This is a genomic window from Shimazuella sp. NTD248, assembly GCF_059510395.1.
In genome coordinates this window covers 276,468-297,874 of record NZ_JCAJZT010000005.1, presented here as the reverse complement: position 1 = coordinate 297,874, position 21,407 = coordinate 276,468, and the positions used below count along the sequence as shown (strand labels likewise).

Below are 21,407 nucleotides of genomic sequence, written 5' to 3'. Positions count from 1 at the left end.
TGGGATGTACGGTTATTTTCTATTTTTTCGAAAAAAGATAAGAGAGAGGATCTCTACAAATCTATAGAATTCCTCTTTTTTTTGCGTTTTTTATATGAAAAAGGTGTCATTTTCATTGACTTACGAAATTTATCAATAAAATAACTTGTGGTATTAAAACCCACTTGATTCAAAACAAATTGAATTTCATCATAGTGAAGTGGTGTATATCTTAACATTTTGAAGAATGGTAGTTTCATAACATGCCGTTGGTAGCTCAACTGTTCTATACTCTGTCAGTACCTTAAATGCTTGATCAACCTTAAAATCTTTCAATTGTACATCTGCTTCTCAAATATCATTACATTTTTTGTTTGATTTAAGTATTTTTTTATTTATATATAGATTATTATTATTTCATGATCATAATATTTTTATATATAGAGGTGGAAGTAAACCATGAGCAGGAGAAAGGGGTTATTTTTCGTTATCACCGGAGCAACATTTTGGGGAATTGGGGGTACAGTTTCAAAAAAGCTATTTGAACAATACGCAATCGATGTCAATTGGCTTGTAACAACACGGTTACTCATTGCCGGTTTGTTACTATTAACCATTCAATTGATAGGAAATGACCGCTCTCAAGTATTTGGTGTCTGGAAGAACAAAAAAACCGCTATTCCATTGATTATCTTTGGATTAGTCGGAATGCTGGCTGTTCAATACACGTATATGGCTGCAATTCAACATGGGAATGCTGCTGTTGCAACGCTATTGCAATACTTAGCACCTGTATTCATCATTCTTTATTTGGTTTTAAGCAGACAATCTGCTTTGACAAAACGAGATATATTAACAGCTTCACTGGCATTAGCTGGCTGCTTTTTCTTATTGACAAATGGATCGATCTCCAAATTATCAGTACCTACACTCTCCATTGTTTGGGGTATTTTATCTGGACTAGCGGCAGCCTTTTATACGTTATATGCGGTTCCATTGCTCAAACAATTTAATTCCCTTGTCATTGTAGGATGGGCTATGGTGATTGGCGGCTGTGCATTAAGTTTTATTCATCCGCTGTGGCAAATGAACTTTAAGAGTTTACCGTTAGAAGCTTATTTCTATTTAATTTTTGTTATCCTCTTTGGTACTATGATTGCATTTTGGTTTTATATCGAGAGTTTACAAGGTTTGTCTCCAAAAGAATCAAGCCTTTTAGGCAGCCTTGAGCCACTATCTGCTGTGTTGACAACTGTTTTTTGGCTAAAAGATTTGTTTGGTATTTTTCAATGGATCGGGACGGCTTGTATTATTGGAGTTGTTTTTATTTTGGCTTTGAATAAAGATCCTTCTTCGATGACTAGTCCATCTTCCGAAACCGAAAAGCCTCTCCATGTGTGAGAGAGGCTTTACTTTCTCTTTTTTTTGAAAATTAAGTATATTTTAAAGCAGAACGGGCCCTATGTCACTACATTAAAATTTGTAATATTAAATTGCTTTTTCCTATTTATATTAATGTAAATATTATTATAATAGAAAATATATTGAATAATATAACATCTGGGGTGATTAGTCTGAAACATTCATTTTCAAATCCTTTTCCTTGGTTTAAGCAAATGATGGAAAATAGTCCTGTTGTGTATGACAAAGATTTTATGCATTATTTCGGCAGCAAGGGTACATGGCATGTATTTCGCTATGATGATGTACAAAACGTATTCAACGATCATGAAAACTTTTCTAATGAGTACTTTCCTAAAGTAGCAGAAAGTCCAGTGTCGATAGCCATGTCAGTAACAGATCCACCGCGTCATAGACAACTTCGTTTGCTAGTATCAAAAGCTTTTACTCCACAAGCAGTAGATGATATGAAACCTTGGATTGAGAAAATTACCCATGAACTGTTAGATCAAGTGGCGGATCAGGGTGAAATGGATGTGACCCGCGATTTAGCTGTATCTGTTCCGATTCAAGTGATTGCGAAACTGTTAGGAATATCGCCTCAAGATCAAGATAAATTTAAAGAATGGTCGATTATGTTTGCAAAACAACCTTCGGAAGTTGAAGGAGGTGCAGCAGGTTATTTTAAAGCTCAACAAGAGATGGGTGAGTATTTCCTAAATATGATTGAGCTTCGCAAGGTACAGCCTGAGGATGATTTAATCTCGAAACTATTGCAGGCTGAAGTAGATGGTGAAAAGCTGTCAACAAATGACGTATTGGCTTTTTGTATTCTCTTGTTAATAGCAGGTAACGAAACGACTACCAACCTTATCAATAACTCCATCTTTACACTTATTGAAAATCCTGAGATACAAGAGCATCTGGTTGAGCATCCGGCAGATATCCCTAATGCGATTGAAGAAGTGCTCCGATTTCGGTCACCCCTGCAATATATAAATCGAATCGCCGCCAAAGATGTCCAATTAAGAGGGCAGCAGATCAAAAAAGGTGACTTTATCAATTTATGGATGGGTTCTGCAAACCGGGATGAATCCGTATTTGCTAATGCCGATCAATTCAACATTCATCGAACAAATTTGAAGCACATCGCGTTTGGACATGGCATTCATTACTGCATGGGAGCACCTTTAGCCCGTCTTGAGGCGAACATCGTACTCCGATTGCTGTTTGAACGGTTACACCAATTCCAGCTCAAAGATCAGAAACAACCTGTTATGAATCAAAGTGCTGTGACATACTCCATCAAGGAGTTTCCGGTGATCTTTCAAAAGCGCTAAATCTAAAATACTGCGACAAAAAGAACCGTACCCTTGTGTCGCAAACAAAACAAACAATCCTTAGGTGAGGATTGCAAATGATTCAAAAAAGAAACCATACCTAAAAACAATCTACCCTTTTTTAAGAAGGTAGATTGTTTTAATATATATGTGATTAAAAATCATATGCAGGCTCCCGGGACGGGGATCACATACTTAATAGCATGAGTTCCATCCCGGGCGGACCATCAGGCAGCGACGTTGGCGAGCTCAGCCGCCTTCCGTTTGATCGCATCCACAGCATGTTTGGCCGAGACGGTGGCCGGCTTGTCGTTCAGACCTGCCTTGTTGACGTACTGCTCGGCGTCCGTGAGCCGTTTGTAGAGCTGGCTCTCCTCTGCGATGGTCAGCTTGGAGCTGATATCGAACAGCGTCTTGAGGCCGTCCTCAAGCGCCTCGCCATTCGTCTTCTCGGTCATGGAGGTGCTGGTCATTTCGGGTCCTTCCCCCTGATGGTGAGAGAGTTGTAGTTAATACTATACTTTAAGTATAGATTATAGGCTGAATACAGTAAATACTTGAAGACTATAAATAAGTAAGAGCAATCTTGCTATCCTCTGCGACAAGGGGATGGTTCTTATTGTCGCATTGCTAGTTTAGAAACGACCTATGGAACAAAGTGATACCTTTGCCAGATAAATAGTAAGAATAAAAGATGAAACCAGTGTTCTTTGGTACTTTACCGGAGACACTGGTTTCATCTTTTTCTGGAAATATTGGTGATGATCTCTTGATCATAATTGAACTTTTTCTCACATAAATTAGTTTGAAAATAGAGGACAGAGTTTGACAAGCAGAACCATTTTAGAAGTAAGGAAAGGGCGAAAATAAGATGCAAAATACTCCGAAAGATAGCAGGAATGGTCATGGTCTTTCCAAGTGGAAGATAGATGAACCGGCAACTTTTCATTCAGAGACGGTAGGAAAAAGAGGCCCTATACTGGAACAAGACAATATTTTGCATGAGACATTGGAAACTTTCATCCATGAAAAAATATTGGAACGACCTGTTCATGTGAAAGGTTATGGAGCTTTTGGCTACTTTGAAACAACAAATTCCATGTCAGCATATACCAAACTCTGTTTCTTACAAAATCTAGGTCAACAAGTCCCCGTTGCGGTGAGATTTTCTCTTGCTATAAGCACGAAGGGTACACCCGATACTTCCCGCAATATCAGAGGATTTGCCACTAAGTTCTATACGGATGAGGGTGTTTTTGATTTGGTTTGCAATCATATTCCTGTATTTCTTATACGTGATCCGATGCGTTTTCCTGAGACTGTTAAATCTCTTTCGCCATCGCCAATCAATAACTTGATTGATCCTGAACGATTTTGGAGCTTTGTAGCAAGAGCACCAGAATCTACTCATCTAGTTGTTCGGCTTTATTCCGATGCAGGTACAGTAAAAAGCCTGCGCCACATCCCGGGTCATAGTGTAAATACATATGTCTGGAAGAATGCCCAAGGAATTCGCACCTATGTAAAATACCACTGGATTCCTGCTGCTGGCATAAAGTATATAGACAGTAAAGAAGCAGCCTATTGGAATGGGAAGAATCCAGATATCGCTGGAGAGGACTTATACAGCGCGATAGAAAAAGGAAAAACGGTAGCGTATGGACTTTATGTACAGCTCATGAATCCGGAGGATGAAACGGAACTGCCTTATGATCCTCTCGATGATACGAAGGTTTGGGATGAACAGCAATATCCCTTGATGCCTGTTGGTCAATTGGTGTTAAACCGCAATCCTGATGACTATGCAGAACAAGTAGAAAAAATAGCCTTTTCACCGTCCAATCTATTAGAGGGAGCAGAATTATCAGATGATAAAATGCTTCAAGGAAGGGCAAATATTTACTGGGATTCTCAGCGTAGGAGATTAGGCCCAAATTTTCGTGCTATCCCTATCAATCATCAAAAAAATTGGTCACCAGCGAACCTTGTGACAAGCGGCTGCGGGAGACATCTAAAAGGCCGTATCGTGCGCTGTGCTATACCAAAACAAGATGATTTTACACAGGCTGGTCACTATTACGATTCACTTTCGGAGGGAGAACAAGAACACCTTGTAAAGAATCTAGCCAATGATCTAGCTGGAATCTCTCCTGAAATACGAGACATTGTCATGCCATATTTCTATCATGCTTCTGTCCAATTAGGAGAACGGATTTCAAGTCAGATAGAGAGGAAGAGAAGGAGGGAGTAGGGCTCTATTTTCTCATCTCATTTATCAATGAGGCGATAAGGAGTTTGGAGAACGGAACCTTGTAGAGGCACCCAGTTGTCCAGTCGTACGAACATAAGTAATCATATAGATGAAAGTCGTCATAGTCTCTTTTTGTTGCATTTAAAATGTACTGACCGGCTGATAGCAAGGGTATCAGCCGGTCGTGTGTTCCCGTTAAGGGATTACTTATCTGTCTTTGTACAGAATGCTCCTGAGCATCTCATTCAGGACATCCGTCGGGATCTGGACACTTCGGTGTGGACTGACCATATTCACGCCTGCTACCTAGGCTAACAGACCAAAAATCATTTTCGACGAAACCCAGGTACAAATGTAGCCAAGGGGCATAATCTTGAATAACGATTTCGGCCCCTGCATCATAGAGTTTTTTCGCTTTCGCAAAGGTATTTGCATGTCCAAGAAAGCGAACTCCCGCTGCTTCTGCTGCTTGATAATCAGTGGGAGAATCGCCAATCATCAAGCATTCTGCTGGTTCTCGCTTCAGGAATCGCATTGCGTCTATGAGACATTTTGGGTTGGGCTTAAGATCGCGAAAATCAGAACTACTGCGACCAAATACAGCGTCTCCAAAAAACTCCTGCCACCCATTTACTCTAACAACATGGTTTGCCGCTATTGTCCTGTTATTGGTCACAATTGCCATCGACTTGTTGTTCTTCTTGAGAACGGGAAGCAATTGATCAGTAAATGGGGTAGGCGGAGCTACCAAAGCAGCCGCAATTTCCAAATAAGTTAGTTTTTCTTCCCAGAGAGCGAGGTCTCGACAATATGGTTCCGGACTCGGCCGATCAATAGACCGAATTACCTCAAAAGGATCATCTTCAAGAATAGCCTTTTCTGGCAAGAGCTTCATGAGCCAAAGGGTTTGTTTCAGTTTATGAGCCTGTTCGTAAGCTGGACGTGATCCGAAGAGGTGACAAAGTGGACCATCCATATCGAATAGGAACGCCTCTACGCCTTCTAGTTTCTTTTGCAAGGTTTTCCCTGATGGATTGACATACTGACCGAACTTTTCTGACAAAGACATTTTGCTCCTTAAGGATAAGAGGATTCTGTCTATGTAATTCTATCGAATAAGCATGAAAATTGCAAAAGGAAAGGATCTATCCATTTTATGCGACAAGGGGACGGTTCTGTTTGTTGCATTGCTAGTTTAGAAACGATCTATGGAACAAAGTGAATTTACCTATGTCTATTTGATAGTTAATAATGAATCAGTGTTCTTTGGTGCTTTATCAGAGACACTGGTTTCATCATTTCTGGAACTTTCTTATTCTCACATAAATTAATTTGAAATGAGAGGACAGAGTTTGACTAGTAGCACCATTTTCTCAGCGTCGGAGAATAGGCTCAAATTTTCGTGCTATCCCTATCAATCATCAAAAAAATTGGTCACCAGCCGACCTTGTGACAAGCGGCTGCGGACGACATCTAAAAGGCCGCATCGTGCGTTGTGCTATACCAAAACAAGATGATTTTACCCAGGCTGGTCAATACTATGATTCGCTTTCAGAGACAGAACAAGAACACTTGGTAAAGAATCTAGCTAATGATCTTGCTGGAATCTCTCCTGAAATACGAGACATTGTCATGCCATCATGCTTCTGTCCAATTAGGAGAACGGATTTCAAGTCGAATAGAGAGGAAGAGAAAGAATTAGTGCAAGATAAGGACTGTTCCCCCCTTGTTGAGTTTATAAATAAAACAAAAAAGAGGTTTTCTCATATTTTCGGGAAGACCTCTTTTTATAGTGATATTTTCATTATTCAACTGTATCGTCATCATTCCCCATTATGATAATCTTTCAAGACTAAATTTTATTCTCTTTTTGCTGTCATGCTGTATTTATATTGACAGATTCACAAAAAAATCAGTTATCAGTTTCATCGCCGGGTGCCATCATAAATTGATCAGAAAAAATCATAAATCTCATCCTCTTCACTTTTGATTTCCAATTCATTTTGAATTTCAAGCATTTGTTTCATACATTGTACCAGCTCATCATGTTTATTCAAAACATCATAGCAACGTGATAACCTAGATAAAGCAGTATATTTTCGATTAATAAAACCATGTTTTCTAGTTATCTCAATAGATTCCTGGTAGAAAGGAATAGATTTCTCCCATTTCATTTGTTTGCTCTGTATATCACCTTGTACGATTAAAGCTTTAGCTAATCTGAAATCATTTGTAATTTCTCGGCTGATCTCAATAGCTTTTTTAGAATGTTTTTCTGCTTTCGACCAATCTTTTTGTTTGGAATATAAAATTCCTAAATATGTGTGAGTATCAGCATGTACACGTGGAAAATCAAATTCCTGATCCATTAATAAGACCATTTCAAATCGTTTCAATGCTTTATGATATTTATTTTGTTTTATGAAGATACTTCCCATTACATTTAAGAGATCGAAGAGTCTATCTGGAAACTCATTTATGATCGCAAATTGAATAGCTTCTTCACAAATTGTGATTGCCTCCGTGTACATCCCCCAACTTCGCAAAATCATGGATCGGAATTTGTGTAAATTAAGTACTATTTTTTTCCGTTTGATCTTTGCGATTGAGTTCCATAGGTCATCCAAAATTTGAGAGGCATAGTTTGTTTGGGAAGTTTTCATCAAGTAGAGCACTTTGTTACTAAGTAGTGAGTACTTGATATCTTTTCGAGCTAGTGAAGTATCATAAGATTCTAAACCTGACTTTACATATTCAAGAGCTCCAGTGAAGTTATTCTGGTTAAAACTACAGATGCTCAATTGATTATAACATGCTGAGATTATATTATCTGAAGGTTCAATTCTATATTGGCTACAGATTTGGATTCCTTTATTGCAAAATTTCTCAGCAAATTTCCAATTCTGAGATTGTCTATAATATAAGCCTTTCAAATAACAAAGTTCAGGGGTCAAAGGATGAAAATCGACTAACTCAATTATAGTTAGTTGTTTCATTGCAACTTCATTCAATCCTTGCTCAAGTAGTGATTCCACACAGTCAAAAGTAAATCGCAGCTCCTCAATGGATTCTTTCTCTTGCTCTACAACTTCATTCAATTTCTTTTGTGTTATCCCAAGCTTTTTCAACAAATACTCAAACGTTCCGTCTCTAGTCTTTACCTCTCCTCTTTCCAAATTACTGATCGACCCAGATGAAATATGGTAATCTTCTAAATCCTTCAAACGAAGTCCCTTTTCTTTTCTCACTTTACGAAGCACATACCGAACTAGTGGGTTATCTGGATTATATGTTTCCAAACCTAGCACTCCCTCTATTATACTATTTGACCAATTATGCCATAAAGTGAATTTATCCGACATAATATTTTGATTTCAATTTCTATTTTGAAATTAGGGGTTTCGTTAATCGTAAATGTCATAAATACCTTGAGACGAGATGAAAGGATGAGATTTGTTTTTAAGTAGGAAGTTAAATTGGGAGATAGAGGGAATTATGCAAAAATTGCATCTATAATCAAGAACTAGACGATTGGGAAGCGAAATTAAATACGGAAGGCATGAGTACAAAAGATGTCTGTCCAGTGATGAAAAATTATTTGGACTACTTCCAGTTATTTTAAGGGAAAAGAAAGGATCACACTAGATGGATGTAGCGATTCGAATAGAGAATGTCAGCAAAACCTATCAATCCAAACGACAAACGGTAGAAGCAGTAAAACATGTTTCTTTGGAAATACAAAAAGGAAAGATTGTTGCTTTGCTGGGACCAAATGGATCAGGTAAAACGACGTTAATGAAAGCAATGTGCGGGCTTTACATCGGGATTAGTGCAGTTGCTGTCTTTAGTTTTATCCTACAAGAAGAAATGCGATTGGGCACTCTGGAACAGATCTATCTAACTCGTACATCTTTAGTCAAAATGCTTTTCGGAAGAGCAATAGGGACATTTTTATTTGACGCGATTGGGGGAACCGTGTTAGCAGCCATGACATTTACGTTTATTTCGCTTTTTACATCTATTCATCCTTGGGAGATGTTTCGTCTTCCGATTTCATGGTTTGCATTTATTATCATTGTCCTCTTTACGATGATAGGTATTTATGGATTTGCCTTTCTCCTCGCAGGATTGTCTCTTGTTTTAAAACGGATAGGAGCAATAACCATAGTTTTGAATTATATTTTTCTATTTTTCACTGGTATAACTCTTTCTCAACAAACGCTGCCAACTGCGCTGGATGTGTTTTCAAAATGTTTACCGATTACTTGGGGGAGCATCAACTTGAAAAATATGATTCTTCTCAAATTGCCGTTTGAAGATGTAGTAATGAGTTCATCTTTTGGATGGTTGATGGTAAATAGTTTTGTTTATTTAGTAATAGGATTGATTTTATTTTATAGGCTGGAAAAACGAGCAAGAAGGAATGGAAATTTAGGAAGCTATTAGGAGATGTAATTGGATTGTACCACACCATTCCATACGCATTAGATTGGACACCTAAGATAGCTAGAAATGGGTAAGTAATGTTGAACGTTTTAAGATTTATTCCTGATAAAGCAAAAACATCCCAAACCACTTATAGTGGAGAGGGATGTTTGTTCGGTTTTTAGAATCAAAGCAAAATCTTTCCAAGCTGAAAATGGATCTGATCTTGTGCACGAACTAAATATTTGGGTGATACTATTTGAGAATTCACTTGAACTTTCCCCTGTTTAATCCATTTTTGAATCTGAGTACGACTCAAATCTTGTATTCTAGTAGAAAGAACTAGATCCAATCTTATTGGTTTATCCATAGACTGAATGGAAATTTGTATGGTTTGTACGCCTTGCTGGAGTATTTCTTGGATAGATTCGATTGGATCTTTCATTACCTCATTTTCAAATTCCAATTCCACATCTTCGGTTGATAAAATAGGTTTTGCCTTGTAGATGTCTAGTTTCTTGTTCCAAGTATGATCATTGGGGCATTTATAAATCGCAAATTGATAGATATCTTTTCCATTCGCATTATGCCTCCGTTTCATAGAATCAACGAATGGCACCTTTCGTCCGCATTGGGGGCAGTATCGTGCAGTTGCTTCTTCAACTATTTGATCAAAGCTCCAATGATAGAGATGGATCGACATTTTCCTTCACCTCGTAGGTAAAAGGAACGCAAGACCATGTCGCAAAAGGAGATGTCGACTTTTAAATAAAAAAATGCGGAATAACCCTAAGGTTCTCCGCATGATTTGTTTATAACAACTTATTCCTGCGTTCCTTGTAATGGTTAAAAATAGGCAGACTAATCCCGTGATCGAAATTGGTGAAAAAAGGATTGTATGCTATTTAATTGATAAACCATTACAAGTAAACTGGCATAAGTATGAATGCTCCTCTCAACTATCTCCAGTATTGATAATACCCTATTAATCTCTACTTTTCAATCTTACTATGGCTACCATCGTTTGTTTTAATTTATACTTTGAAATTTTGAATTCTCTACCTTTGCGATTCTTTCATTTAGGAGAGTTAATCTGAATACAAGTGAACGGTTTTAAAGGGAAAGTTAAATTCATCTAATGCGAATAATAACAGGAATATTCAATCTATAATAAACCCATGAACTTAGATTGGATGATCGAAAATAAGACTGTACCCATCGAAGTTACGAATGCCTTACAGGAAATAGCGGACAAATATGGCTACACGGCTGACCTCATGCATCAGCATAAGCAAAAAATCATAGATGAACTGAAGCAGACAGGTAAGGGATATATCGTGAAATTTCTATTTTCAGTAGGGTTCGATCACCACGAAAGATGGATTCACGCCTTGATTCGGATGGAAATCAGGCGGTTACAAGCGTTAGATAAGGGGAGAATCAAATGACATTACGATTGCAAGTAGAAGGTTGCCGGGAAAAGGTGAGAGCGTTTGTGGATTCGCTTCAATGTCTGCCACAATGGCGATTTCACAGTGGTTCCAAAGTGTCCCTATCAGAGGAAGAATATCGGATTGAATACACCTTTGAAGAGAAAGCTTATCAGAAACCTTCCATTCCAACGAGAAATGTAAGTAAGCTGATGATTACAAGTGAGGCAGGTCAGAAATTCGAGTTGGTACTCTTAGATGCGGAAGTAGTGCAGATGGGAAAAGGGATGACCTATATACATGGACGCAGTTTTGATATTTTTTAAATAGGGAGATATCCGTTCTTACGGATTTCTCTTTTTTGTATTGTTCTTCAATGAGTCTATGTCATTGAATCTATCTAAGATGATAAACGACTTATTATAGCTAATATTGAAAATATTATCAAATTATGGTTAGATGAAAGTATGTCTGTTTTGATCTGATGGAAATATGTACTTCTCGCCTGATCGAACATGATGTTCTCGGCTGAGTTGAGCTGCATGTTTGCTCGATTGCGTTATCGTAAAAACAGCTGCTTTTGGCAGGATTAGCGATAACAACGCAGGTAGAGGGCTTTCGTCATTCCCTGCACATTACTTTGTTTTACCTTTAGCTTTTCGTCTACCTCAAGTAGACACTGTGGACGGTAGGCCAATGCATAGCATCTGGCCGCGTGCGACGTGACTGATCTCCCTTAATAAAAGGGGGAAATAATGAATGGAAAAACAAACGAAAGTTGTTGTGGACCAACAGTCATGTCAAGAAGTAGAGGGATTAAACACATACCCGGTAGAGACGATCGAGGTGAAAGATGCTAAAATCGACTCACTGCTCACGGAGTTGAATGAGATGAAAAATCGGGCAATTACTGCCGAGGCTCAATTTCAATTGATTTCACAGGAACTCGCCGCAACCAAAGTCGAGCTCCAAAAGCAGCAAGCAGAAACCAATGAGATGGAAAATTGGGCAATTAAGGCCGAGACTCAATCTCAATTGACTGCACAGGAACTCGCTGAAACAAGAGACGAGCTCCAAAAGCAGCAAGCTGCAAAAAATGAGTGGGAAAACCGGGCCATCAAAGCTGAGGATGCTTTAGAAAAAGCGAACTCCGGTAAATGGTGGAAAATAGTGTTAGATTGGGTTGGACTAACGACGTTTTCGGTGATTTTCAGTAAAGCTGTCGAAAACGGTTCTACCCAAACAATAAATAAGATCACACCACTGTTTCCAGTCGATGCGATCTTATCAATCCCCTATGAATACGCGGCTTTGCTTTGGCAGGCTCTCCGTGTATTTGTAGGTTTATAACACATTAGACGGGGGATCGGTCACGTCGCACGCGACCTGATCACCGTCCACAATATTTTATAAGAAGCAGAGATTTCTGTCAAGAATTCTCATGGAATATATTGGTTTTCCTCGTTCTTGATCCAGCCGCTCTAGTGAAATGTTGTCCATCTCTCCCTCGCTTCCTTTCCCATTTGGAGTAGTTTTTATACAACAACCTCATAAAATGGATTAAAATTAGGATATATAAGTAGAAATAAAGCTAAAAATCAAGATACGAAATAAGAACAAAGGGGAGATTTCATTGAACTTACATGTTCTTGAGCAGTTAGAAGAATTACTGGAATTAGTTCCTGAAAAACTAAAACTATTATCAGAAGGGGAAATTATCAAAGCACTCTCTCCGGGAAAGTGGTCGCGCCTTGAAATTATCGGTCATTTGTGTGACTCAGCGATAAATAACCTGTCTCGTTTTATTCAAATTCAGTATCATCCAGAGCCGATGGTAGTCGCTCCATATAATCAAGATGAATGGGTTTTTGCACAACACTATAGAAATGCATCTTTAGATGAGGTGCTGACATTATGGATAAGTTTAAATCGCTCAATTGTTCGTGTGATATCTAACATGCCAAAAGAAATGTTCTCTCGTACATGTATATTGCCCAACGGCGATCAGGTAACACTCGAATGGTTGATATATGATTACCTACAGCATATGAAACATCACTTAGAGCAAATATTCCCTGGTTTTAAAAAACACTATAGTTAAAGGAGGCTAGTGTTTAACATCAGCCTCCTTTGTATATCTATTTACTTTAAAAGGCTGTTTAAATTAATAGAATCTGCAATCTTTTTGTTTCCAGCATCTCCTGGATGGAGGTGGTCTCCTGAATCATACTCTGGTAATAATCTTGCTGGATGCTCGGGATCTTTCAGGATAGCATCCAGATCCACTACGCTATCAAATTCACCACTGCGAATCCATTTGTTCACTTTTTGGCGAAGTTCATCTTTGTCTTTGCTATAATAATTATCTAGCTCTGTTCCCGATAGTGCTCCTTCAAATGGAGTCAGAGTTACACCAATGACTTTGATATGATGAGCATGAGCTTGTCTGATAAGTTGGCGGTATCCTGCAACCAATTCATCAAATGTCGGTCTTTTTTCGGCAGGAGCAAAACCGGTACCCGGCCAGCTGATATCATTAATGCCGATCAGCACAATTACCGATTTTACATTTGGTTTGCTTAGTACATCTCGATGGAAACGTGATAACACACTTTCTCCCATGCCGTCTTTTAACAAACGGTTTCCGGAGATTCCTGCATTGATTACCGAAACATTTTGTGAGATAAGACGATCAGCAAGGAAATTGGTCCAACGGGTATCTGCATCTACGGTTGCTCCATCGCCATCTGTGATCGAATCTCCTATTGCTACAACAGTACCGTTGTTTTTAGGAGAATGTACCGATATACCTGTTACATACATACTTGCATCGGTAGTAGAATTAGGTGTGATACTCGTTGCTGATGTAACATTTCCATTTGCGATATAGGTGGTTTGACGTGCATCCCAGTGGAATGTTGTTGGGATCGTTGTTTTTGGTAAATACAAACTTATACTTACTATGGACGATGGATCAACTTTTAAAGCTATGGTATCACTGACGATAGATGATCCTGCTGGAATGACAACTGATGTTTTCCCGCCAAATTTTATTTTTTGATCTGTATTTTTCACAATATTTGATCCTTTATCCGTTAAGGCAACATGCGCTTCTCCGATGGTTAATGGTTCTTTTCCATATTCATTGGAAAAAGAAATACGTATTTGATTTCCTCCGACGCTAATTTTGGCGATTTGACGTATTGTTTGGTTTGAGATTTTCGCAGGTAATTTTGTAGGTAAAGGAAAATCAGCTCCCCAAGTTGGCTCCGGACTAGCATTCCAAGTTGTTACCCAGTTTTTATTTATCTTTTGCACATTGGTGAGTGCATGACTATCTTTATAAAAATTTGCAAAAACGGTGGGTTGAATAAAAGGAAAGGCAAAAAGCGCTGCAACAAAAATACCAATAATAAGGGATTTATATCTTTTCATTTTTTTTGCTCCTTTTTTCTATTGATTTAAATTGGTCTCGATTATAGTTGTTTTAAGGAACCGCCATTTACCATGTACTCTGATCCAGTGACAAAGGAAGCTTGATCGGAGGCGACAAAGGCAATAATAGCAGCTGCTTCTTCCGCAGTTCCTAATCGCCCAAGAGGTAAGGCTCTAATATTTTTAGCGAAATGTTCAATTGCAGCTTCTTTATCCATATCAAATGTGGCAGCAAGACCATCTGCGAAACCACCTGGGCGATCCCATAATGGAGTTCTGGTAGGTCCTGGAGATACGACATTGGAGCGAATTCCTTTTGGTCCAAATTCTTGAGCAATGGATTTAGAAAGGCTCAACATTGCAGCTTTGGATACACTGTAATCTGGGAGCATGGCATCTGGAAGCTGCCCTACTTCAGAAGAAATACTGACGATCGAACCTTTTTGCTGCTGAATCATATAGGGCAGGGCAGCGCGAGTGACGCGAACCATACTCATAAAGTTGGTGTGAAGAACATCTTCCCATTCTTCATCTTCAATGGAGAGAAATCCATTGCGAATAGGAGCAATCCCTACATTATTTATCAAAATATCGATTCTACCAAACCTATCTACAGCAGTTTGAATAACAGATTCGGCCCCTGCTCGTATACTTAAATCAGCGGATACGGCAATAAGCTTATCCGTTGAAATATGCTCCATAGCATCAATACTCCGACTTGCCCCTACTACTTTAGCACCTTGTTCTAAAAATAAATGGGTCGCTGCCAAACCAATTCCCGAACTAGCTCCAGTGATCACCACTACTCTATCAGTGAGTTGTAAATCCATGTGATTACCCCTTACTTTTTGAAATAAATTTCTACTTCTTGCCTGTGAACAAGGCTGGTGTTTGACTTCAAAGGTATTAGGATATTTGTTTCGGTTGATAGCTTGCTTTTTTGGGGCTGTAGGCCAAAGTCCGCACTGCGATTAGGATAAGACTGAGTGCAAGGAATAAGATGCCAGCCCACACTACGTAATGAGTTCCCATATTGGAAATAAACAATCCTCCAACAGAAGTTCCGATGGTAATCCCTAAGTTGGCAAAGGCTACAAATAAACCATTCGAAAATTCAGGTGCTTCCGGTGCAGCAGATGTGATCCAGTATTGGGAGATGTTGAGCCCTAAAGTAAAGAGAACACCCCAGATGGCGATTAGGAACATCATGAGACCAGAAAAATCTGCCAGCCCATACACCAGCAAATAAATTACGGTAAAAATAAACGGATATACCAATGCGGTAGGCATTGCTTTTTTCTGAAGGAATCTACCTGCGACAATGTTCCCGATGATCCCGGTTAGACCAAATAATACTAGCATCAGACTGATCTGTTTGCCCGACATATGTGTTACTTGATCCAAATACTCCGCAAAATAACTATAAACGGCATACATGGCAGAATTGATGCTAATAACGGTTAAAATGCTTAACCATACCAATGATTTCTTTAAAATGCTCAGTTGTGATCCATATGAAAGTCTTTCTTTTACTGGCATGGATGGAATGAAAAGCAAAATAGCTATAAAAGCAATGGCATTCACAATGGCAAAGAACCAGAGAGAAGCATCCAGAGAGATGGAATTCGCGATCAGGGTTGCAATGGGTGTTCCAATAACCATCCCGGCAGTAACACCCATAAATATTTTGGCATTTGCTTTCGTGAGTTGATCTTCACTAACCGTATTAGCTGCTGCAACAAAAGCGACAGAGAAGTATACGGGATGAAGAAATGCAGGGATGATTCTAGCGATTAAAAGCAGAGGGAAATTGCTTGCATAGACGGAAATGACGTTGGTAAGGACGAAAAGACCTATCACTAACAGCATAGAAGTTTTTCGGTTTATTCCTGAAAATAATAGAGGCATGATCGGCCCCGTAATGGCAACTGCTAGTGCGAAAAGACTGACAAGTAATCCAGTTTGGGATGCGCTAATGTGGAAATGTTCCGCAATCTGAGGTAATATCCCGATGACTCCCATTTCGGTATTGATAATGCCAAAAACTCCAAATGCAAGAATAAAAACAATGAGTGATTGGTACCGTGTCTGAGTACTCATTTTTTAAATACTCCCCTTCTTAGATGTGATAAAAAGTTGATAACACAATTGATAGATACAGTTGAAATCTATGTGATACTAATTAATCAATGTACTAATTTTCTAGTACAAACGAATAGTAACACGCAGAAGAGGTAGAGTCAATATATTTTTTAAAGTACTAATTATTTGGTACATTAGTAATTTGAATTTTATTGATTGATATGTTATTCTTTTCTTATGAGAAAACCATTTCAACCAAATAAAAATGATATTCGTTTATCTTCTGTTTTACATGCTTTGAGCGATCCGAGGAGATTACAGATTGTAATGAGCTTAGGGAAAGATGGAGAGGAAAATTGTGCGATCTACCATGATTTGATGCCCAAATCAACATTAACTCACCATCTCAAAGTTCTTCGAGAGGCAGGTGTGGCACAAGTAAGGATTGAAGGAACACAACATTTCTACTCATTGCGATATGATGATCTTGAGGAACTTTTTCCAGGAATGCTCCAAGCTGTTTTACAAGTGAACTTAGAAATGATTGATTAAGTTTCTAATTAAGAAAAATAAGGGTTAATCCATCAGTTGGATTAACCCTTATTTACGATCTAGCAGAATTCGTTAGCAGGTTTCATTGCATGGTTCAAACTTTGCGTAGAACGCCGTCCCATCCGGTCAAGTTTTCGCATCAAATAGAGCTTTTTTATCTTCAAGATCATTTTCAGCAGGTGGATGTTTGTTATTCTCCTTCGTTTTATGGATTATGATAGAGGACAAGTTTATAAAGTGAAGAAGTCGCTTTTGTTAAAGAAACGAGGAGTGACTTGATATGGAAACAAATTGAATATTCTATTTCTAAAACAAAACATAAAGAATGGGCAATTTTCTATCCCAAAGTTCTTCTAATCTAACTTTTGCTTCTCTAATATCTCCTGACTGCCTGGCAAATCATCAAACCAAGCAGCATCATCGGGACATTCCAATACCATAAAATGTCCATAAAAATGAGGATTACGAGCTTGATGGTATTTTAAATAGATTTTACCATCATTTACGGCAAGGATTTCTATTTTGCCAGAGGAGTGACTCATAACATATCGAACTCGTTTTCCGAGTCCCGATGTTTTTGCTTTGGCATTTTCGATGATCTCATAAGCTTCTTTTAGGGTTAAGACAAAGCTTGCATTCCCTTTCACTGGACGGTTTTGAAAAAAATAATAAGGAGTGACACCAGCCCAAGAGAGTTTATCCAATAATTCCGTGAGTACAGCAGGATTGTCATTGATTCCTTTTAATACTGGTGTCTGATTAACGACTGTAACCTTTGCTTTTTGTAAGGCTTCAATGGCTTTATAAGCTTCCACAGTCAATTCTCTTGGATGGTTATAATGCGCCATGATATAGAGACGATTCTCTAGTGTACTGTATTTTTCCAATACCTTTAGTAGTTCTTCATCTTCATAAATTCGCTTCGGATGAAATGCCGGCAGTTTTGTACCAAAACGAATAATTTTTACATGAGGGATTTGGCGGAGTGAGTGGAGAATCTGTTCGATTTTTCGCGTAGAGAGGATGAGAGAGTCGCCGCCAGTCAGCAATACATTATTGATATTTTCATTACTGCGGATATAATCTAACCCTTTGCTTACATCTAAGAAAGTCTCTGAAACATCGTTTCGAAACAATCGCTTACGAAAACAAAAGCGGCAATAGGCACCACATACTTCCGATACTAGTAATAATGCTGTAGTTCCATACTTGTGCTGGCAACCGGCAACAGTATAATTCAAATGTTCATCTGAAGCATCCCAGCTTCCATATTCATCAAGTTCTGCTTCTTGCGGAATGATCAGTTTGTAAATTGGATCATCTGGGTCATCCCAATCGATGAGCGAAAGATAATAATCGTTTACACGAAAGACAAATTCATCTGTAATCGTGCTTAATATTTTCCGTTTCTCCTCAGGAATCCTTTCTAGGCTGCGAATATCCGTTATATAGCGCAAAAGGAACCCTCCACTCCTCTAATTATTTCTAATAGTAAGTATATATTTTTTTGTTTATTTAATTAATATATAATTTTATTTATATTTTGCATTAAATAAGATTTGTGGCTTAAACATGCTATGATCAGGACAAAATCAAGAAGGATAGAATGAAAGATATAAAAATCAATCTACCTGTTAGGAGAGGTGCACAAATTGGCAAGTATCGATGATTTTCAGAAACTAGATATGCGAATTGGGACAGTAATATATGCAGAACCTTTTCTAGAGGCGCGAAAACCAGCAATCAAATTAAAAATTGATTTTGGTGAAATGGGAATAAAATATTCTTCCGCTCAGATTACCAACCGATATGTTCCTGAGCAACTTATTGGCAGACAAGTAGTGGCAGTTGTTAATTTTCCCCCTATGCGAATTGCTGGCTTTAAATCCGAAGTTTTGGTACTTGGGGGAGTTCCAGGACCAAGTGATGTCGTTCTGTTAAAACCTGATGAGACAGTCGAGAATGGTACTGCTGTTTTATAAATTTTCACATAAAAAAAGCAGCTTCGCTGAACTGCTTTTAAATTTCGCTTCGTTTTATGATTTGTTTCTCCAGCCATTCCCAAGGGAAGAGCTTTTTGAGTAACAGGGTTGATTGGATACCTTTTCCGATGGGGTATCTTAATTTGGGACGATTGGATGAAGCAACACGGACAATTAAATCTGCTACTTCTTGCGGATTTCCAGCTTGGTCAGCAGTTTTTTTCATTTGGTTCATCATGTTGTCCATACTCGTTTGATAGGCAGAGTTTTCGTTGTTATGAACAGTGGATACACCTTTTGACCAAATCGCTGTCTGATAGGAGCCGGGTTCGATTAAAGATACATACACGCCAAATGGAAGCATCTCCAGTCGGAGTGATTCACTAAATCCCTCTACGGCATGTTTGGATGCTGCATAGGGACTCAGTGCTGGAAAACCAAATTTCCCACTGATACTACTGATATTGATAATCTTCCCTTCTTTGCGCTCACGCATATGAGGCAAAATGCTTTGTGTTATGGCGACTAATCCAAAAAAGTTTGTTTCGAATTGCTGGCGATATCTCTCAATGGTTACATCTTCGCAAAAACCTGCTTCTGCATAACCTGCATTGTTTACCAAGACATCTATTTTACCGACACGCTGGATAATATCCCTGGCTGTTCTTCTTATCTCTTCATGATTGGTCACATCTAATTGGACAAGTTCCAACTTGTTTTGATGTTCCGCTAAAATACGATCTTTTAAAACTTGACCTTTTTTCAAGTTTCTCATCGCGGCAATGACATAATATCCTTTTGCTATAAAAGAGATGCTGGCAAGTAATCCAAAACCACTAGAAGCTCCGGTGATAAGGACGACAGGTTTGTCCATCCTATTCTTCCTTTCTATTTTTTGGAAAGTGACATACGGATATATTTTTTTCTTTCGTTCATCCTATATCTTGATAAGCATCTATTCAAAAGTCAAAGGAGAACAAAGAATGAGAAAGCAATTGGTATGTTTGATATCCGTATTATTACTAAGTTTTTCGCTTGCCTATCTTACTCCAGCTCATGCTGCTACTATTGGTGATGATAATAACAGTCGAAATGCGCGGCCTAACAACACCAATAACGTACCAAACCATAACAACAGAGACAGTTTAAATAATCGTTACAATACAAACGACATCAATAAGCGTAATACTCCATACAATACAAGCAATATTACCAACCCAAATAATAACGATCAATACAGTCCCAATAACATGAATAACACCAATAATATACAGCGTCGCGGTACCACTTTCACTCGTACATCGACAACAATGACTAATCGTAATGCTCCAAGCTATGGCTGGTTAGGACTAGTTGGGCTGATTGGATTTTTAGGTTTGCTCGGTTTGAGAAAAAGAACAAATAACTAAGTATGAAAAGATTCCCTTCGCACACTACATAGCTTAGGGAATTTTTATTTATTTCTTTTGCAGCTCATAACTCAATTTTTGAATAAAAATCGTTTCCGCTTTGGAGAATCGGGTTTCTTCAGCTCGAACCCAACCAAGGTGAACAGACTCAGGGTGTGGGATATCCAGTTCAATAATTACAAGGTCTCCTTTTACCACTTGAGGTAGTTTGGAAAAGGAAAAGTCCAAACCAATTGTGACAATGTTTTCTTCTTGCAGGGCACGGAAAATCGCATCTTGGTTATTTGTCGTAAACATGATATTTGCTTGTCCATATTTTTGCTGAAATTGCTCCATATACCACTTGATATAGTCATCGTTAAAGAAAACAAAGGATTGTGCCAGTAACTCTTGCGGAGTGATGGTACGCAAGAGAGCGAGAGGGGATTTACGACTGACACAGACAACCATGCGTCCTTTTAACAATCGTCCATATGTCAGGCGGGTATTTTTTTGTATGAGGTGTTCAAATAAAATGATCAGCCCAAGATCAACTTTGTTATTTCGAATGTCATCAATGATTTCTTGTGTTCCTTTTTCGCTAATCTCCATTTTTATTTGAGGATAAGCAGTCTTAAATTGAATCAAGGTGTCTAGATAAAGGGAAAGTGGACCTGGAATCGTAGCAAGATGCAATTGACCACTCTGCGTATTGGAGAAGTCAGACGCTTGATCCTTCAATTCTTGTACTTTGCTAATGATTTCAAATGATTTTTTAATGATTGCTTCCCCCTCCACAGTAGGTACGGTTCCTTGACGGGATCGGGTGAATAGTGTTAAACCAAGCTCTGCTTCTAAATTAGAGATCGATTGGCTTACTGCCGATAAGGTGATATGCAAGTTTTGTGCAGCATTGGTAAGCGAGCCTGTTTTGGCTACTTCAATGATGCATTCCAATTGTTCTAAGTGCATCTTTCTCCTCATCCTTTACTTATATTTAAGATAACCTTATTATCATTAAATTTACCTTAATATATTACTTCGTTAATATAGAAGCAAATGTAATTTTGATTTCCTTTATCATAGCAATGATTTATCAGAAACAAAAAATGAAATATTCCATTTTTATAGAGATACTTTTG

Annotated in this window: 22 protein-coding genes and 1 pseudogene; 12 read left to right on the top strand and 11 right to left on the bottom strand. The window is 38.4% G+C overall.

Annotation, left to right across the window (positions count from 1 at the left end; all coding sequences use genetic code 11):
- Positions 1–53 precede the first annotated feature (53 nt).
- A pseudogene (locus AC5WOE_RS13690) lies at positions 54–176 on the bottom strand (AraC family transcriptional regulator); the annotation flags it as partial.
- 262 nt (positions 177–438) lie between these two features.
- Here AC5WOE_RS13690 and AC5WOE_RS13685 point away from each other — a divergent pair.
- Both AC5WOE_RS13685 and AC5WOE_RS13680 read left to right on the top strand, forming a co-directional pair.
- Positions 439–1,380, top strand: coding sequence for an EamA family transporter (locus tag AC5WOE_RS13685; protein ID WP_496049130.1), 942 nt, complete (start codon positions 439–441; stop codon positions 1,378–1,380).
- Positions 1,381–1,595: 215 nt separating this feature from the next.
- Positions 1,596–2,720, top strand: coding sequence for a cytochrome P450 (locus tag AC5WOE_RS13680; RefSeq protein WP_496052806.1), 1,125 nt, complete (start codon positions 1,596–1,598; stop codon positions 2,718–2,720).
- Positions 2,721–2,947: 227 nt separating this feature from the next.
- On the opposite strand, the gene AC5WOE_RS13675 is transcribed toward AC5WOE_RS13680, so the two are convergent.
- On the bottom strand, positions 2,948–3,193 hold the full coding sequence (locus AC5WOE_RS13675; RefSeq protein ID WP_496049128.1) for a hypothetical protein: 246 nt from the start codon (positions 3,191–3,193) through the stop codon (positions 2,948–2,950).
- Positions 3,194–3,591: 398 nt separating this feature from the next.
- Between AC5WOE_RS13675 and AC5WOE_RS13670 the strand changes: the two genes are divergently transcribed.
- Positions 3,592–4,971 (top strand): catalase, encoded by a 1,380-nt coding sequence (locus AC5WOE_RS13670; RefSeq protein WP_496052805.1) that lies wholly within the window; start codon positions 3,592–3,594, stop codon positions 4,969–4,971.
- Positions 4,972–5,212: 241 nt separating this feature from the next.
- Here AC5WOE_RS13670 and AC5WOE_RS13665 read toward each other — a convergent pair whose 3' ends face one another.
- The gene (locus AC5WOE_RS13665) at positions 5,213–6,034 is read right to left on the bottom strand and encodes an HAD family hydrolase (protein WP_496052804.1); all 822 of its coding nucleotides are present in this window, start codon (positions 6,032–6,034) and stop codon (positions 5,213–5,215) included.
- Positions 6,035–6,459: 425 nt separating this feature from the next.
- On the opposite strand from AC5WOE_RS13665, the gene AC5WOE_RS13660 reads away from it, so the two are divergent.
- A complete protein-coding gene (locus AC5WOE_RS13660) occupies positions 6,460–6,810 on the top strand; it encodes a catalase-related domain-containing protein (RefSeq protein WP_496052803.1) in 351 nt (116 codons plus the stop codon).
- 113 nt (positions 6,811–6,923) lie between these two features.
- Here AC5WOE_RS13660 and AC5WOE_RS13655 read toward each other — a convergent pair whose 3' ends face one another.
- Positions 6,924–8,270 (bottom strand): tetratricopeptide repeat protein, encoded by a 1,347-nt coding sequence (locus AC5WOE_RS13655; protein WP_496052802.1) that lies wholly within the window; start codon positions 8,268–8,270, stop codon positions 6,924–6,926.
- Between the two features lie 346 nt (positions 8,271–8,616).
- On the opposite strand from AC5WOE_RS13655, the gene AC5WOE_RS13650 reads away from it, so the two are divergent.
- Positions 8,617–9,417: an ABC transporter permease gene (locus AC5WOE_RS13650; RefSeq protein ID WP_496052801.1), complete on the top strand. Its 801-nt coding sequence runs from the start codon at positions 8,617–8,619 to the stop codon at positions 9,415–9,417.
- 166 nt (positions 9,418–9,583) lie between these two features.
- Here AC5WOE_RS13650 and AC5WOE_RS13645 read toward each other — a convergent pair whose 3' ends face one another.
- Entirely contained in the window at positions 9,584–10,099 is a 516-nt protein-coding gene (locus AC5WOE_RS13645) for a S4 domain-containing protein (RefSeq protein WP_496052800.1), read from the bottom strand.
- A 490-nt stretch (positions 10,100–10,589) separates the two neighbouring features.
- On the opposite strand from AC5WOE_RS13645, the gene AC5WOE_RS13640 reads away from it, so the two are divergent.
- The 4 genes from AC5WOE_RS13640 (at position 10,590) to AC5WOE_RS13625 (ending at position 12,927) form a co-directional block, all read left to right on the top strand.
- Positions 10,590–10,844 (top strand): hypothetical protein, encoded by a 255-nt coding sequence (locus AC5WOE_RS13640; protein WP_496052799.1) that lies wholly within the window; start codon positions 10,590–10,592, stop codon positions 10,842–10,844.
- Complete coding sequence (locus AC5WOE_RS13635) at positions 10,841–11,152, top strand: hypothetical protein (protein WP_496049121.1); 312 nt, start codon at positions 10,841–10,843, stop codon at positions 11,150–11,152. Before AC5WOE_RS13640 ends, AC5WOE_RS13635 begins: the two co-directional genes overlap by 4 nt.
- A 433-nt stretch (positions 11,153–11,585) precedes the next feature.
- Positions 11,586–12,176: a hypothetical protein gene (locus AC5WOE_RS13630; RefSeq protein WP_496052798.1), complete on the top strand. Its 591-nt coding sequence runs from the start codon at positions 11,586–11,588 to the stop codon at positions 12,174–12,176.
- A 283-nt stretch (positions 12,177–12,459) separates the two neighbouring features.
- Positions 12,460–12,927 (top strand): DinB family protein, encoded by a 468-nt coding sequence (locus AC5WOE_RS13625; RefSeq protein WP_496052797.1) that lies wholly within the window; start codon positions 12,460–12,462, stop codon positions 12,925–12,927.
- Between the two features lie 41 nt (positions 12,928–12,968).
- Here AC5WOE_RS13625 and AC5WOE_RS13620 read toward each other — a convergent pair whose 3' ends face one another.
- The 3 genes from AC5WOE_RS13620 to AC5WOE_RS13610 form a co-directional block, all read right to left on the bottom strand.
- A complete protein-coding gene (locus AC5WOE_RS13620) occupies positions 12,969–14,261 on the bottom strand; it encodes an SGNH/GDSL hydrolase family protein (RefSeq protein WP_496049118.1) in 1,293 nt (430 codons plus the stop codon).
- 41 nt (positions 14,262–14,302) lie between these two features.
- Positions 14,303–15,091, bottom strand: a complete 789-nt coding sequence (locus AC5WOE_RS13615; protein ID WP_496049117.1) for an SDR family NAD(P)-dependent oxidoreductase — start codon at positions 15,089–15,091, stop codon at positions 14,303–14,305.
- Between the two features lie 76 nt (positions 15,092–15,167).
- A complete protein-coding gene (locus AC5WOE_RS13610) occupies positions 15,168–16,361 on the bottom strand; it encodes an MFS transporter (RefSeq protein ID WP_496049116.1) in 1,194 nt (397 codons plus the stop codon).
- Between the two features lie 219 nt (positions 16,362–16,580).
- Between AC5WOE_RS13610 and AC5WOE_RS13605 the strand changes: the two genes are divergently transcribed.
- Positions 16,581–16,895 (top strand): ArsR/SmtB family transcription factor, encoded by a 315-nt coding sequence (locus AC5WOE_RS13605; protein WP_496049115.1) that lies wholly within the window; start codon positions 16,581–16,583, stop codon positions 16,893–16,895.
- 353 nt (positions 16,896–17,248) lie between these two features.
- Here AC5WOE_RS13605 and AC5WOE_RS13600 read toward each other — a convergent pair whose 3' ends face one another.
- Positions 17,249–18,352 carry a KamA family radical SAM protein gene (locus AC5WOE_RS13600; RefSeq protein WP_496049114.1) on the bottom strand — a complete coding sequence of 368 codons (1,104 nt, stop codon included), beginning with the start codon at positions 18,350–18,352 and terminating at the stop codon, positions 17,249–17,251.
- A 195-nt stretch (positions 18,353–18,547) separates the two neighbouring features.
- Between AC5WOE_RS13600 and csaA the strand changes: the two genes are divergently transcribed.
- On the top strand, positions 18,548–18,877 hold the full coding sequence (gene csaA, locus AC5WOE_RS13595; RefSeq protein ID WP_496049113.1) for a chaperone CsaA: 330 nt from the start codon (positions 18,548–18,550) through the stop codon (positions 18,875–18,877).
- A 37-nt stretch (positions 18,878–18,914) separates the two neighbouring features.
- Here csaA and AC5WOE_RS13590 read toward each other — a convergent pair whose 3' ends face one another.
- On the bottom strand, positions 18,915–19,751 hold the full coding sequence (locus AC5WOE_RS13590; RefSeq protein ID WP_496049112.1) for an SDR family oxidoreductase: 837 nt from the start codon (positions 19,749–19,751) through the stop codon (positions 18,915–18,917).
- Between AC5WOE_RS13590 and AC5WOE_RS13585 the strand changes: the two genes are divergently transcribed.
- Positions 19,744–20,286, top strand: a complete 543-nt coding sequence (locus AC5WOE_RS13585; RefSeq protein ID WP_496052796.1) for a hypothetical protein — start codon at positions 19,744–19,746, stop codon at positions 20,284–20,286. The two genes, AC5WOE_RS13590 and AC5WOE_RS13585, sit on opposite strands and share 8 nt — an antisense overlap.
- A 48-nt stretch (positions 20,287–20,334) precedes the next feature.
- On the opposite strand, the gene AC5WOE_RS13580 is transcribed toward AC5WOE_RS13585, so the two are convergent.
- Positions 20,335–21,237: a LysR family transcriptional regulator gene (locus AC5WOE_RS13580; RefSeq protein ID WP_496049110.1), complete on the bottom strand. Its 903-nt coding sequence runs from the start codon at positions 21,235–21,237 to the stop codon at positions 20,335–20,337.
- Between the last annotated feature and the right edge of the window lie 170 nt (positions 21,238–21,407).